15 protein-coding genes are annotated in these 12,208 nt (G+C 67.2%); 6 read left to right on the top strand and 9 right to left on the bottom strand.

Annotated features, from left to right (window positions below; all coding sequences use genetic code 11):
- Window positions 1-77: 77 nt before the first annotated feature.
- The 3 genes from M2282_RS17340 to M2282_RS17330 all read left to right on the top strand — a co-directional run bounded on the left by M2282_RS17340 (window position 78) and on the right by M2282_RS17330 (window position 1,421).
- Entirely contained in the window at window positions 78-335 is a 258-nt protein-coding gene (locus M2282_RS17340; protein ID WP_280810017.1) for a hypothetical protein, read from the top strand.
- Window positions 320-775: a hypothetical protein gene (locus tag M2282_RS17335; protein WP_280810016.1), complete on the top strand. Its 456-nt coding sequence runs from the start codon at window positions 320-322 to the stop codon at window positions 773-775. The genes M2282_RS17340 and M2282_RS17335 overlap by 16 nt, the downstream gene beginning before the upstream one ends.
- Before the next feature lie 181 nt (window positions 776-956).
- The gene (locus tag M2282_RS17330; RefSeq protein ID WP_280810015.1) at window positions 957-1,421 is read left to right on the top strand and encodes a DUF2846 domain-containing protein; all 465 of its coding nucleotides are present in this window, start codon (window positions 957-959) and stop codon (window positions 1,419-1,421) included.
- A gap of 41 nt (window positions 1,422-1,462) precedes the next feature.
- Here the strand turns inward: M2282_RS17330 and M2282_RS17325 are convergent, their stop codons facing one another.
- From M2282_RS17325 to M2282_RS17295, 7 genes are all read right to left on the bottom strand, one after another.
- Complete coding sequence (locus M2282_RS17325; protein WP_280810014.1) at window positions 1,463-2,686, bottom strand: ROK family transcriptional regulator; 1,224 nt, start codon at window positions 2,684-2,686, stop codon at window positions 1,463-1,465.
- The gene (locus tag M2282_RS17320) at window positions 2,679-3,476 is read right to left on the bottom strand and encodes an ATP-binding cassette domain-containing protein (protein ID WP_280810013.1); all 798 of its coding nucleotides are present in this window, start codon (window positions 3,474-3,476) and stop codon (window positions 2,679-2,681) included. Before M2282_RS17320 ends, M2282_RS17325 begins: the two co-directional genes overlap by 8 nt.
- Window positions 3,476-4,435, bottom strand: a complete 960-nt coding sequence (locus M2282_RS17315; protein WP_280810012.1) for an ABC transporter permease — start codon at window positions 4,433-4,435, stop codon at window positions 3,476-3,478. The genes M2282_RS17320 and M2282_RS17315 overlap by 1 nt, the downstream gene beginning before the upstream one ends.
- A gap of 27 nt (window positions 4,436-4,462) precedes the next feature.
- The gene (locus M2282_RS17310; protein ID WP_280810011.1) at window positions 4,463-5,485 is read right to left on the bottom strand and encodes a sugar ABC transporter substrate-binding protein; all 1,023 of its coding nucleotides are present in this window, start codon (window positions 5,483-5,485) and stop codon (window positions 4,463-4,465) included.
- Between the two features lie 139 nt (window positions 5,486-5,624).
- Window positions 5,625-6,827 carry an MFS transporter gene (locus M2282_RS17305; RefSeq protein ID WP_280810010.1) on the bottom strand — a complete coding sequence of 401 codons (1,203 nt, stop codon included), beginning with the start codon at window positions 6,825-6,827 and terminating at the stop codon, window positions 5,625-5,627.
- Window positions 6,827-7,939 carry a chorismate synthase gene (gene aroC / locus M2282_RS17300; RefSeq protein ID WP_280810009.1) on the bottom strand — a complete coding sequence of 371 codons (1,113 nt, stop codon included), beginning with the start codon at window positions 7,937-7,939 and terminating at the stop codon, window positions 6,827-6,829. The genes M2282_RS17305 and aroC overlap by 1 nt, the downstream gene beginning before the upstream one ends.
- A gap of 32 nt (window positions 7,940-7,971) precedes the next feature.
- Window positions 7,972-8,157, bottom strand: a complete 186-nt coding sequence (locus M2282_RS17295; RefSeq protein ID WP_280810008.1) for a hypothetical protein — start codon at window positions 8,155-8,157, stop codon at window positions 7,972-7,974.
- A gap of 207 nt (window positions 8,158-8,364) precedes the next feature.
- Between M2282_RS17295 and M2282_RS17290 the strand changes: the two genes are divergently transcribed.
- The 3 genes from M2282_RS17290 (at window position 8,365) to M2282_RS17280 (ending at window position 10,578) form a co-directional block, all read left to right on the top strand.
- Entirely contained in the window at window positions 8,365-8,787 is a 423-nt protein-coding gene (locus tag M2282_RS17290) for a cupin domain-containing protein (protein WP_280810007.1), read from the top strand.
- Window positions 8,788-8,879: 92 nt separating this feature from the next.
- Window positions 8,880-9,824, top strand: coding sequence for a DUF2167 domain-containing protein (locus tag M2282_RS17285; RefSeq protein WP_280810006.1), 945 nt, complete (start codon window positions 8,880-8,882; stop codon window positions 9,822-9,824).
- A 22-nt stretch (window positions 9,825-9,846) separates the two neighbouring features.
- Window positions 9,847-10,578 carry a site-2 protease family protein gene (locus M2282_RS17280; protein ID WP_280810005.1) on the top strand — a complete coding sequence of 244 codons (732 nt, stop codon included), beginning with the start codon at window positions 9,847-9,849 and terminating at the stop codon, window positions 10,576-10,578.
- Between the two features lie 2 nt (window positions 10,579-10,580).
- On the opposite strand, the gene M2282_RS17275 is transcribed toward M2282_RS17280, so the two are convergent.
- Window positions 10,581-11,369: an enoyl-CoA hydratase-related protein gene (locus M2282_RS17275; protein WP_280810004.1), complete on the bottom strand. Its 789-nt coding sequence runs from the start codon at window positions 11,367-11,369 to the stop codon at window positions 10,581-10,583.
- Between the two features lies 1 nt (window position 11,370).
- Complete coding sequence (locus M2282_RS17270; protein WP_280810046.1) at window positions 11,371-12,201, bottom strand: SDR family NAD(P)-dependent oxidoreductase; 831 nt, start codon at window positions 12,199-12,201, stop codon at window positions 11,371-11,373.
- Between the last annotated feature and the right edge of the window lie 7 nt (window positions 12,202-12,208).

Here is a 12,208-nt window from a genome sequence, read left to right as displayed (position 1 = left end):
GCGGTGCATGGCGCAGGCCTACAAGGGTGACTGCACCCGCCGCCAAGAATCGCTGAACACCATTGGGAGCTTCAGCCATGAGCCTGGAAGAAACAGTCGACAAGTTCAAGAAAGTAGATGCCGCGCGCGCCGATTACCCCGGCGAGCACCTGGTCGTGCTCGGCGCCGGCGTGCTGCTGCTTCTTGCGGCGGGCCGCAGCCGATCGTTCCTCATGCGCATCGCCGCTGGCGCGGCCGGGGGCGCGCTGATCGGGCGGGCTGCGAGCGGCACGGGCGGCATCTCGAAGCTCGCCGGCGCGCTCCAGAGCGGAGGCCTGGCATGGCCGCGGCGCTGAGTTCGCGGACGGCCCCATCGGGCTCCGGCTCCGAACGGGGCTCCGAACGGTACTGGGCGCCCTGCCTGGCCGTAGCGCTGGTGGCGATGTCCCTTTTCTATGTGACCCTGAAAGACCTGGTGCAAGAGAGCGCGGCACGCACCCCGGCCCCGCCGCCTGCGGTCATGCCCGCCTATGTAGAGCCCACGAGAACGGCCGAGCAGCGCACGGTGCCGGCCGTTCCCGCGCCCCAGGCGGTGCAGCTGACGAACGCCAGCTTCGAAGCCCCGGTGACCTTGCCCTCGGAAAAGCCCGCCAAGGCCGTGCCCGCTGTCACCGAAGTGCACAAGTGCGTCATGCCCGAGGGCGATGCGATCTATTCCGACGGACCCTGCCCCGAAGGCGCGCGCGCAAGCACGCTGCGGCTGCCGCGCGACCTGCACGCATCGGCGAACCAGTAAACGCCGCGGCGGATCACCGCCCGGGCAAGTTTCTGGAACGCCACATCTGGCGGGAATTCGACGCCTGAATCTCGGTTACGCCTTGAAGCAAAAAGCATAATGGCGCCGCTCGCGGCACCCCGCCGCAGCGGTCGGGTGCGGGGAGCACCCGGTCTTCTGTGAACAACCGAGATCACAAAAAATGAAGATCAATCACAAGAGCGCCATCGTTGTCTTGTCGGCACTGCTGATGACAGGGTGCGCCTCCGTCAACATGGCCAGCAAAGAGGAGAGTGACAAGGCCAAGCAGTTCAGTGCCCCGGACACCGGGAAGTCCGGCCTTTATGTCTATCGCAACAGCTTCGTGGGCAAGGCCTTGAAGAAGGACATCCGGGTCAACGGCAAGTGCCTGGGCGAGAGCGCATCCGACGTGTTCTTCTACACGCAGGTCGAGGGCGGCAAGAAGAACAAGATCGAAACGGAATCGGAGTTCTCGCCCAATTCCATGGAGCTGTTCATGGAAGCCGGCAAGAACTACTTCGTTCGGCAGTTCATCAAGATGGGCGCTTTCGTGGGCGGTGCCGACCTGGAGCAGATTCCGGAGGCGCAAGGCAAGGCCGATGTCGCCAAACTCGGCCTGGCGCAGCCGGGCACCTGCGGCAAGTAAGCCGAGGCGTGCATGAGGTGCGCTGCTGCGCCAGCGGCCTCTCAACCAGCCTTCAAGAACACATCGTGGTCCGGCGCGAAGTTCGCGTGCAGCGGCAACATCGCCCCACCTAGCGCACATGCCTGCGCACCCACCCTGCCTCCGTGCAGCCGGGGCGCCCACAGGCCTTCCCAGTTGCACTGCGCCAGCGCGATGCGCGTCTGGTCGAGCAAGGCCTGCAGCAATGCACGTGACATGGAGCCGTCCATCACCACGTCGGCAAGATCGAGCACGGCGGTGCTGCTGACGATGGCATGCGCCAGCGCCAGCGATGCGGAGCTGAGCCATGTCTGCGTTGCCGCGGCAAAGGGCGGCTGCAGCGCCCGGTCGTCGTAGGCCGCGGTGGGGTCCAGCCCTTCGCCTTGCAGGCGCTGTTCCAGCTCCCATAGCGAGGCCTCGGCCATCACTTGCGACGGCAGTGCGCCATCGGCCCGCACGGATTGCATCGGCAACGACGCCAGCGCGCCCGCATTGCCGTGCGTGCCCGTGTGCAGGTGCGAATCGATGACCAGCCCGCCGCCCACGAAGGTGTCGACGAAGATGTACAGAAAGCTCTTCAGGTCGTGCCCGCGCCCGCCGACCAGCTCGGCCACGCAGGCGGCGACGGTGTCGCGCGCGAAGCTCACCGGCACGTCGGTGCGCGCCCGCACCTCGGCCAGGAGGTTCATCTGGTTCCACTCGTCCGACTGCGTCTTCGACAGGCCCAGCGTCCGGTGCCAGCCGCCCAGCAGGAATGGCGCGGCCAGCCCTGCGCCCACATTGCGTGCGGCGAGCGGACCCAGCCCGTCGCGCAATCGATGGATGTGCTGCGCAATCGCCGGCAGCAATGCGTCCGCATCCGGAAAGTCGTAGCTGATGGCGTGGCGCTCGCGCACCTGCGCGGCGAAGTCGATCAGCAGCCATTCCGCGCCGCGCCGACCCACCTTGATGCCGATGGCGAAGGCGCCGTCAGGGTTCAGCGCCAGCGGCACCGAAGGCTGGCCGATGCGCCCGCGCACGCGGTTCTGCTTGACGATGAGCCCGTCTTCCTCGAGCCGCGCAGTGATGAGCCCGATGGTCTGCGCGCTCAGCCCGGTGAGCCGCGCGAGGTCGGCCTTGGGCAGGCTCGCGTGAACGCGCAGCGCCTGCAGCACCACGCGCTCGTTGAACTGGCGCATGCCGACCTGGTTGGAGCCACGCGGGCGCAACAGGTCGGGCGGGCGCGCAGGAGCCTCCGCATCAGGCATGCGCCTCCGGAGGCAACTGGTCGGCGCTCATGGCGCCGGTCATCACGGCCACCGTGTCGCTCATGCTGATGTGCTTCGGATTGAGCACGGCCGCGCGCTTGCCCAGGCGCGCAACGTGGATGCGGTCGGCCACCTCGAACACATGCGGCATGTTGTGGCTGATGAGTACCACGGGCAGGCCCCGGTCGCGCACCCGGCGGATGAGTTCGAGCACCATGTTGCCCTCCTTCACGCCGAGCGCGGCGGTGGGCTCGTCCATGATGACCACGTGCCGCGCGAAAGCAGCGCTGCGCGCGACCGCCACGCACTGGCGCTGGCCGCCCGAGAGCGTTTCGACCGCCTGCGTCATCGACTGGATGCCGACCTTCAGGTCCGCCATGCGGGCCGCGCTTTCCTGCAGCATCTTCTTCTTGTCGAGCATGCGCAGCACGTTGCCGAGGAACCCGGGGCGGCGCAGTTCGCGGCCGAGGAACAGGTTTTCGTAGATGGTCATCGCGGGGGCGACGGCCAGGTCCTGGTAGACCGTTTCGATGCCCGCGCGCCGCGCATCGAGCGGATTGCGGAACTGCACCGTCTTGCCATCGAGCAGGATCTCGCCCTCGTCGGGAATGGTCGCGCCCGAGAGCGCCTTGATGAGCGAGGACTTGCCCGCGCCGTTGTCGCCGATCACCGCGAGGATCTCGCCTTCGCGCAGTTCGAAGTCCACGCCGTCGAGCGCGGTGACCTGGCCGTAGCGCTTCACCAGGCCCTTGGCCTGCATGACGATCTTGGGGTTGGCTACTGCGTTCATCAGCGGGCCCCCTTGCGCGAGAGCTGGTCCGCGGCCACCGCAAGAATCACCAGCACGCCGGTCACCAGCACTTGATAGATCGACGACACGCCCATCAGCGTGAGCCCGTTGCGGAACACGCCCACGATCAGCACGCCGATCAGCGAACCCAGCACGATGCCGCGACCGCCGAAGAGACTGGTGCCGCCGAGCACCACCGCCGTGATGGCGTCGAGGTTCTCGGTCTGGCCTGCATTGGGGTCGCCCACGCCGGTGCGCGCCACCGACAGCAGCGAGGCAATGCCGTACAGCAGGCCCGCCGCCACGTACACACCGAGCAGCACGCGCTGCGTCGGAATGCCGACCAGCCGCGTGGCCTCGGCGTTGTTGCCCACCGCATAGATATGCCGGCCCGCGCCCGTCTCGCGCAGCACGAACCACGCGAGGCCGTAGAGCGCCACCATCAGCACCGAGCCCCACGCCACTTCGGCGCTGCCGATGGCGAAGGTGGTGCCCAGCCCCGTGAGGCCGGTGGGCAGGTCGGTGATGGTCTGCGAAGACGAGTACAGCTGCGTGATCGCGAACGCGATGTTCAGCGTGCCCAGCGTCACGATGAAAGGCGGCAGCTTGATGCGCGTGACCAGCAGGCCGTTGATGAGCCCGAAGAGCGTCGTCACGCCGATGCCGCAGAGGACAGCGATCGGAACCGGCATGCCCAGCTCGGTGGCGAACTTCGTCATGATGATGCTGCCCAGCGCCATCACCATGCCGCACGACAGGTCGATGCCCGCCGTGAGGATGATCAGCGTCTGGCCGATGGCGATCACGCCGACCACCATCACCTGCTGCAGGATCAGCGAGAGGTTCTCGCCCGTCAGAAAACGCTCGGACTGCGTCGCAAAGAAGATGCATGCGCCGAGCAGGGCCAGCCACGGCCCGAGGGCCCCCCACGGAATGTGGTGCTTTGCAGATTTCGCCATCGATGTGTCCTCCCTGGGGCTACCTGTTTACTTCTTGCCCCAGCAAAGTTCGGCGCCGGTCTTGGTGTCCTTGCTGTCGACGCCCGCCACGCTCTTGCCGGCGATCAGCGTCACGCCGGTGTCGACGTAGCCCGAGGCCTTCTTGCCGGTCTTGGCGAATTCCACGCCCGCGGCCACGCCCATGGCGGCCATCTTCAGCGGGTACTGCTGCGAGGTCGCGGCGATGATGCCGGCGTTGGTGTCCTTGATGCCCTGGCAGCCGCCATCGACCGAGACGATCAGCACGCCCTTCTCCTTGCCCGCGCGCTTGAGCGCGTTGTAGGCACCGGCCGCGGCGGGCTCGTTGATCGTGTAGACCAGGTTCACATCGGGCGCCTTCTGCAGGCAGTTTTCCATCGCGGTCTGCGCCTTGGCCTGGTCGCCGAAGCTGTCGGCCATGCAGACGATCTCGGGCGCCTTCGACAGTTCGTTCGACTTGGCGTCGTTCGCGGTGAGGCCGAAGCCCTTCATGAAGCCGTTGTGGCGCTGTGCGCCCACCGGGTGGCCCGGCAGCAGGTCGAGCGCGACGATCTTCGCGGGCTTGCCGGCCATCGCGGCCTTGGCGTATTCGCCGATCAGCACGCCGGCGGTGTAGTTGTTGGTGGCGAAGAGCGCGTCGGTGGCTTCCGGCGGATCGGCCGGGCTGTCGAGCGCGATCACCATGATGCCCTTGTCGCGCGCCTTCTTGATGGCGGGCACGATCGCCTTGGCGTCGCTGGGCGTGATGAGGATGGTCTTGGCGCCGGCCGCGATCATGTTTTCCATCGCGGTGATCTGGCCGGCGTTGTCGCCATCGGCCTTGCCCGCGCCCGAGAGCAGCTTGGCGCCGAGCTTCTTGGCTTCTTCCTGCGCGCCCTCTTTCATCTTCACGAAGAAGGGGTTGGTCTCGGTCTTGGTGACCAGGCCGATGACGGGCTGGTCGGCGGCGAAGGCGGAGGATGCGGCAAAGGCCAAAGTGGCCAGGGCGGCGAGGGCCAGGGTGGAATGGCGGCGGCTGCGCGAACTGAACATGGGTGTGTCTCCTTGAGCAGGCGATGCGCCTGTGGCTTGTGAACGGGGCCAACTATGTTTCAGGGAGCCGACTAAATCAAGTGCCTGTAGTTATCGGAAACCCGCACTTCGCCCGCTTCTCCAAAGCCGGGCCCGAGGTTCAGATCCGGCCCGGCAGGGTCGCGCGCTCTGCCTGCTCCAACCTCACCACGCGCCAGGCGCAAAGGCTCCCCACCCCTGCCAGCACCGCCGCCAACCCGAACATCGTCCGGTACCCGAACTCCTGCGCAACGGCCCCGCCGAGCAGCACACCCAGCACACCGCCGAAGCCATAGCCGATCACGGTGAAGAGCGCCTGCCCTCTCCCGCGCAGCCGCCCCGGAAAACGGCGCGACACCACGGCGATGCAGGTGGTGTGGTGCGCCGCGAAGCTCAGCGCATGCAGCCATTGCGCAACGACCAGCGCGGCGATGAAGCCGCCCAGCCCCGCCGTGAGCCCCAGCCGCGCAACGGCCGCGATGCCGCACACCAGCATCCAGCGCGGCATCGGCAAGAGCCCGATGAGCCGGCCCTGAAGGAAGAACCAGACGATCTCGGCCACCACCGACAGCGCCCACAAGAGGCCGATGGTGCTCTTGCCGTAGCCGATGGAGTCGAGGTACAGCGACAAGAAGGCGTACACCGAGAAGTGCGACATCACCTGGAAGAACAGCGCCGCGAAGAACCACCGCACCGCCGGGTTGCGCAGCACCGGCCCGATGGGTTCCTTGACGGCGTCGTGCGCGGCCACGGGCTCGCGCACATCGGGCAGCTTCATCGTCGCGATGAGCACGATGGCCAGGGTGCCCGCGGCCCAGGCCGGAAAGTGCTTCATGCCGAAGCGCTCGAACCACTCCCCCGCGAAGAACACGGTGATCAGGAAGCCGGCCGAGCCGCACAGGCGGATGCGCCCGTAGCGGCCCCAGTCGCCGGCCACCAGCTGCGCCATGGCCGCCTCGGTGAGCGACATCATCGAGCTGGTGTGGGTGAACATCACGAGCAGCACCAGCGCGAGCCACCAGGCGCCGCCGTTCCACCAGAGGCCGAAGGAACTGACCAGGGCCACCGCCGCGCTGAAGCGCAGCAGCATCACGCGGTGGCCGGTGTGGTCGCTGAGCGCGCCCCAGGCATAGGGCGCGAACACGCGCGTGACCGACTGCACCGAGGCCAGCAGGCTGATCGTGAAGATCGGCAGCCCCAGGTCCTTGAGCCACAGCGGCAGATAAGGATTGAAGAAACCGATGTGCGCGAAATAGCTGGCCGACAGACCAGCAAACGCCAGCAGGTGGCCGCGTCCGGCGGCCACTGGTGGCGATGACGACACTACAGGAAGGACGCCTGCGGGGACGCGGCCTCGGACTTCTGGGCTTCGGTCTGCACGTCGCCGCACTGCGCGCGGTTGCGCAGCACGTGCTCCATCACCACCAGCGCCAGCATGGCCTCGGCAATGGGCGTCGCGCGAATGCCCACGCAGGGGTCGTGCCGGCCCTTGGTGATCACTTCGACGGGGTTGTTGTGGATGTCGATCGACTGGCGCGGGCTGATGATCGAACTGGTCGGCTTGATCGCGATGCTCACCTCGAGGTCCTGCCCCGAGCTGATGCCACCGAGGATGCCGCCCGCATTGTTGGTGACGAAGCCGGTCGGCGTGATCGAGTCGCCGTGCGTGGTGCCGCGCTGGGTGACGCTGTCCCAGCCGGCGCCGATCTCGACGGCTTTCACCGCGTTGATGCCCATCATCGCGTAGGCGATTTCGGCGTCGAGCTTGTCGAAGAGCGGCTCGCCCAGGCCAATGGGCACGTTGGTGGCCGTGACGCGAATGCGCGCGCCGCACGAATCGCCGGCCTTGCGCAGGCGGTCCATGTAGTCCTCCAGCGCGCTCACGTCGGCGATGGGGGCGAAGAAGGGGTTGTTCGGAACGTGGTCCCAGCTCTCGAAGGGAATGGTGATCTCGCCGATCTGCGTCATGCAGCCGCGAAACACCATGCCGTATTTTTCGGCCAGCCACTTCTTGGCGACCGCGCCGGCCGCGACCATGGGCGCCGTGAGCCGCGCCGAGGAGCGACCGCCGCCGCGCGGGTCGCGGATACCGTATTTCTTCCAGTAGGTGAAGTCGGCGTGGCCGGGACGGAACTGCTGGGCGATCTGGCCGTAGTCCTTGCTGCGCTGGTCGGTGTTCTGGATCAGCAGCGCGATCGGGGTGCCGGTGGTCTTGCCCTCGTACACGCCGGAAAGAATCTGAACCGCATCGGCTTCGTTGCGCTGGGTGACGTGGCGGCTGGTGCCGGGGCGGCGGCGGTCGAGATCGCCCTGGATGTCGGCCTCGCTGAGGGCCATGCCCGGCGGGCAACCGTCGATGACGCAGCCGATGGCCGGGCCGTGCGATTCGCCGAAATTGGTGACCGCGAAGAGTGTTCCGAAAGTGTTGCCGCTCATGGCGGGGATTATCCCCACAAAGGGGCCGCCCCTCAGTCGGTTGTGTTTTCCATGCGCTTGGTGAGCGTGCCCAGCTGAAGCTCGATGGAAAAGAGCCGCTCGTTCAAGACGGCCGTCTGCAGGCGGATCGCTTCGACGATGGCCCGGGTCTGCGGGTCGGTGGTGTTCTCGGCCAGTTCCGCCAGGTCATGCAGCTTCTTGCGCAGTTCGTTGCTCATTGGGGGCTCCGGTGATTGCGTCGTGGGAGCCCCAGTATGGGTGTTCGCCAGCGCTCGAGCAATGCGGCGGCACCCGGTGTCCGGGGCCCGCTCACCCCGCGCGCGCCAATCAGGCGGAAGGTCTCCAGCCAAACAGCTGCAAGCCAGCAAACAGGAACGCTTTATGCGTGCTGCAGCGCAACACAACCACCTGCGAAGGAGCGCCCCATGCTGGACCGTACCGCCACCCAGTTCTCCCACGTCAAGCCCGGTGACACAGAGTTCGTCTCGGGCGGGCTGCGCGATTTCTTCCTGTACCGCGACCTGGGCGTGGCCGAGGCCACCAACGGCAAGGTCATCGCGCATCTGGTCAAGGCCAACATGGCACCGGAAGCGGGCACCGGCTGGCACCGCCACGAGGCGGACTTCCAGATCGTCATCATGGTCAAGGGCTGGGCCCGCTTCATGTACGAGGACAAGGAAACCCTGGTCGAGGCCGGCGACGTGGTGCACCAGCGGCCGGGCATCCGGCATTTCCTGTTCGACTACTCGCCCGACATGGAGTACCTGGAGATCGTCTCGCCGGCGGACTTCAAGAGCATCGACGTCGAACCGGTGTGCGAGATTCCGCCGCCCACGCCCTGGCCCTGAAACGCACTTGTCGGGCGCCGGCAGACATCTGCAAAAGCGCCGATAAACTCCTCGCGTCTCACAAAAACCGACAACAACCGAGGAGAGAGAACTTGCGTATTCATACTGTCCGCCTGACGGCCGGCTTGCTGCTCGCGTGCGCCCTAGCGGCCACCAACACCGGCAACGCCGCCACGTCTGCCACCCCCGCCACTTCCGCGGCTCCGGCCACCGCATCCACGGCGAACTCGCTGGAGGCCGAACAGGAAGCCGCCTTCAAGGCCGCCAAGGCCGTGCAGAAGGTCGGCCCCGCCGACATCCCGCTGCGCGACCAGGCCCACCTGAAGCTGCCGGCCGGCTACATCTGGGTGCCGACACCCGCGGCCGCACAGCTCATGCGCAGCATGGGCAACCGCACCGACGACACCTTCATCGGCGCCATCTTTCCCGCCAACGACGATGCCGACTGGATGGCCGTCGTCAAGTTCGTGAAAGAGGGCTACATCAAGGACGACGACGCAAAGGACTGGAACGCCGACGACCTGCTCAAGAGCCTGAAGGAAGGCACCGAGGCCGCGAACGAAGAGCGCGCCAAGCGCGGCATCCCCGGCATCGAGGTCACGGGCTGGGCGCAGAAGCCGCAGTACGAAGCCGCCACGCACCGCCTCGTGTGGTCGGCCCTCTCGAAGAAGAAGGGCTCCACAGGAGACAACCAGGGCGTCAACTACAACACCTATGCGCTGGGCCGCGAGGGCTACCTGAGCCTGAACCTCATCACCAACGCGAAAGACCTGGACACCTACAAGCCCGACGCCGCCAAACTGCTGGGCGCACTGCAGTACGACGACGGCAAGAAGTACGCGGACTTCAATTCGTCCACCGACAAGGTCGCCGCCTACGGCCTCGCCGCATTGGTGGCAGGCGTTGCCGTGAAGAAGCTGGGCCTGTTCGCACTCGCGCTGGCCTTCCTGGCCAAGTTCGCGAAGATCGCGGTCGTGGCCGGTGGCGCTGCGCTCTGGGGCATCGCCAAGATCTTCAAGAAGAAGCCCGAGGCTTGACGCGCAACAAGGGACAGGCGCCATGGTCAAGCTGCTGCTGGTCCTGCTGAGCGCGGGCAAGCTCGGCAAGCTGCTGCTCTCGGGCGGCACGATGCTGCTCTCGGTGGTCGCCTATGCCTTCGTGTTCGGCTGGCGCTATGCGGCGGGGTTCGTCGCGCTCATCCTCGTGCACGAGATGGGCCACTACCTCGCGGCGAAGCAGCGCGGCCTCGATGTCGGACTGCCCACCTTCATTCCGTTCGTCGGTGCATGGATCGAACTGAAGGACCAGCCGCACGACGTCGAGACCGAAGCCTGGGTCGGCTTCGGCGGCCCGCTGCTGGGCAGCCTCGCAGCGCTGGCCTGCTATTTCGTGGCGCGCGAATCGGACAGCCGGCTGCTGCTGGCGCTGGCCTACGCGGGCTTCTTCATCAACCTCTTCAACCTGATCCCGCTCTCACCCTTCGACGGCGGACGCATCACCGCGGTGCTCACGCCGCGCGTGTGGCTGGTGGGCGTGCCGGTGCTCGCGGCCCTGTTCTTCTGGCGGCCGAGCCCGATGCTGATTTTGGTGGCGGTGCTGGCCGCGCCGCAGGTGATGCGGGCCTGGAAGTACGACCCGAAGGACCCGGCCAACCAGCAGTACTACGCCGTCTCCACCGAGACGCGGGTGACGTACAGCGTGTACTACATCGGCCTCTTGGCGTTCCTGGCGGTGATGGCGCACGACACCCATGAAATGCTGGGCGCGGCGCGCAGCCTCACAGGCAGCTGACTTCAGCGGCCCGTGAAACGCGGCGCCCGCTTCGCAACAAAAGCCGCCACGCCTTCGCGCGCGTCCGCGCTGCCCGCACGCTCGCGCAGCAGCCTTTGCTCCATCGCGAAGTGCGCCTCGATGGGCCGGGCCGGGGCGCCGCCGCACAGGGCCTTGATGCCGGCGAACGACGCGCTCGCACCGGCAGCCAGCCGCGCCACCAGCGCTTCGCTCGCGGCCGCGAGCTCGGCATCCGGATAGACCGCATCCACGGCGCCCGACGCGAGGCAGCGTTGGCTGTCGATGGCTTCGCTGAGCATCAGCCACTGCTGCGCCCGCACCGGCCCCACGCGGCGCGAGAGAAAGTACGAAGCACCCGCATCCGGCGACAGGCCGATGGACGCATAGCCCGTGCGCAGCTTCATCGATTCCGCCGCCAGCACGAAATCACCGCACAACGCGAGCCCCACGCCCGCACCGCCCGCCGGTCCGTTCACGGCAACCACCAGCGGCGCCGGATTCGCCGAGAGGCGCAGCAAGGCGGGATGCAGCTGGTCCAGCAAATCGTTCACCAGCTCGGGCAGCCGCTCGCCGGCCGCGACGAACTCGTCGATGTCGCCACCCGCGCAGAACGCCCTGCCCTCGCCGGTCAGCAAGATGGCACGCGGCTGCTGTTCGAGCACCTCGTCGATGGCACGCGCGAGCGTCCGGCCGCTCGCCGATGTCAGCGCGTTCGCGCTCCCGGGCCGCTTCAGCACGATGCGGCCGATGTCGTCCTGCACGCCCCAGGCGATGCCTTCGACGGTCTGCATCTCAGATTCCGGTCAGGCCGCCGGTGCACATCAGCGTCTGCCCGCTCACATAGTCCGATTCGGGCGCGCACAGCAGGTACACCGCGCCGGCCGCTTCCTCGGGTGTGCCGCCGCGACCGAGCGGAATCGACTGCTCCATCATCGCGAGCAAGCCGGGGTTGACGCCGACCTTGATCTCGCGGCCTTCGATGTTGGCCGTGGCCGCCTCGGCGGTGCTCGCGGTCAGCCGCGTCTGGATGAAGCCGAAGGCCACGCAATTGACCGTGACGTTCATGCGCCCCCACTCCTTGGCCAACGTCTGCGTCATGCCGACGATGCCGGCCTTGGCGGTCGAGTAGTTGGCCTGCCCCGCGTTGCCGAAGAGGCCCGCCACCGAGGAGATGTTGACCACCTTGCGCACCACGCGTTGGCCCGCTTCGCCCTCGGCCTTGGCGAGCGCGCGGATCACCGGTTGCGCGGCGCGCAGGATGCGGAACGGCGCCGTCAGGTGCACGTCGATCATGGCGTACCACTGCTCGTCGGTCATCTTCTGGAGCACGTTGTCCCAGGTGTAGCCGGCGTTGTTCACGATGATGTCGAGGCCCTTGTATTCGCTCACTGCGGTGCCGATGAACCGCTCGGCGAAGTCCGGCGCCGAGACGCTGCCGATGCAGGCCACCGCCTGCCCGCCCGCCGCGCGGATGGCCTGCACGGTTTCCTCGGCGGGCTCGGCATCGAGGTCGTTGACGACGATGCGTGCGCCTTCCGAAGCGAGCTTGAGCGCGATCGCGCGGCCGATGCCGCGGCCCGATCCGGTGATGAGGGCGACCTTGCCTTCGAGCTTGAGTGTCATATTCATT

The organism is Variovorax boronicumulans, from assembly GCF_029892485.1.
Classification (GTDB): Bacteria; Pseudomonadota; Gammaproteobacteria; order Burkholderiales; family Burkholderiaceae_C; genus Variovorax; species Variovorax boronicumulans_B.
Note: the sequence above shows the minus strand (reverse complement) of the source record. Positions and strands in the feature narration are given on the sequence as shown.

Excerpts from the sequence above, each read along its gene's own strand:
- M2282_RS17340 (WP_280810017.1), top strand. The coding sequence starts at position 78 with ATGAGCCTGGAAGAAACAGTCGACAAGTTCAAGAAAGTAGATGCCGCG.
- M2282_RS17335 (WP_280810016.1), top strand. The coding sequence starts at position 320 with ATGGCCGCGGCGCTGAGTTCGCGGACGGCCCCATCGGGCTCCGGCTCC.
- M2282_RS17330 (WP_280810015.1), top strand. The coding sequence starts at position 957 with ATGAAGATCAATCACAAGAGCGCCATCGTTGTCTTGTCGGCACTGCTG.
- M2282_RS17325 (WP_280810014.1), bottom strand. The coding sequence starts at position 2,686 with ATGCCTGATGCGGAGGCTCCTGCGCGCCCGCCCGACCTGTTGCGCCCG.
- M2282_RS17320 (WP_280810013.1), bottom strand. The coding sequence starts at position 3,476 with ATGAACGCAGTAGCCAACCCCAAGATCGTCATGCAGGCCAAGGGCCTG.
- M2282_RS17315 (WP_280810012.1), bottom strand. The coding sequence starts at position 4,435 with ATGGCGAAATCTGCAAAGCACCACATTCCGTGGGGGGCCCTCGGGCCG.
- M2282_RS17310 (WP_280810011.1), bottom strand. The coding sequence starts at position 5,485 with ATGTTCAGTTCGCGCAGCCGCCGCCATTCCACCCTGGCCCTCGCCGCC.
- aroC (WP_280810009.1), bottom strand. The coding sequence starts at position 7,939 with ATGAGCGGCAACACTTTCGGAACACTCTTCGCGGTCACCAATTTCGGC.
- M2282_RS17295 (WP_280810008.1), bottom strand. The coding sequence starts at position 8,157 with ATGAGCAACGAACTGCGCAAGAAGCTGCATGACCTGGCGGAACTGGCC.
- M2282_RS17290 (WP_280810007.1), top strand. The coding sequence starts at position 8,365 with ATGCTGGACCGTACCGCCACCCAGTTCTCCCACGTCAAGCCCGGTGAC.
- M2282_RS17280 (WP_280810005.1), top strand. The coding sequence starts at position 9,847 with ATGGTCAAGCTGCTGCTGGTCCTGCTGAGCGCGGGCAAGCTCGGCAAG.
- M2282_RS17275 (WP_280810004.1), bottom strand. The coding sequence starts at position 11,369 with ATGCAGACCGTCGAAGGCATCGCCTGGGGCGTGCAGGACGACATCGGC.
- M2282_RS17270 (WP_280810046.1), bottom strand. The coding sequence starts at position 12,201 with ATGACACTCAAGCTCGAAGGCAAGGTCGCCCTCATCACCGGATCGGGC.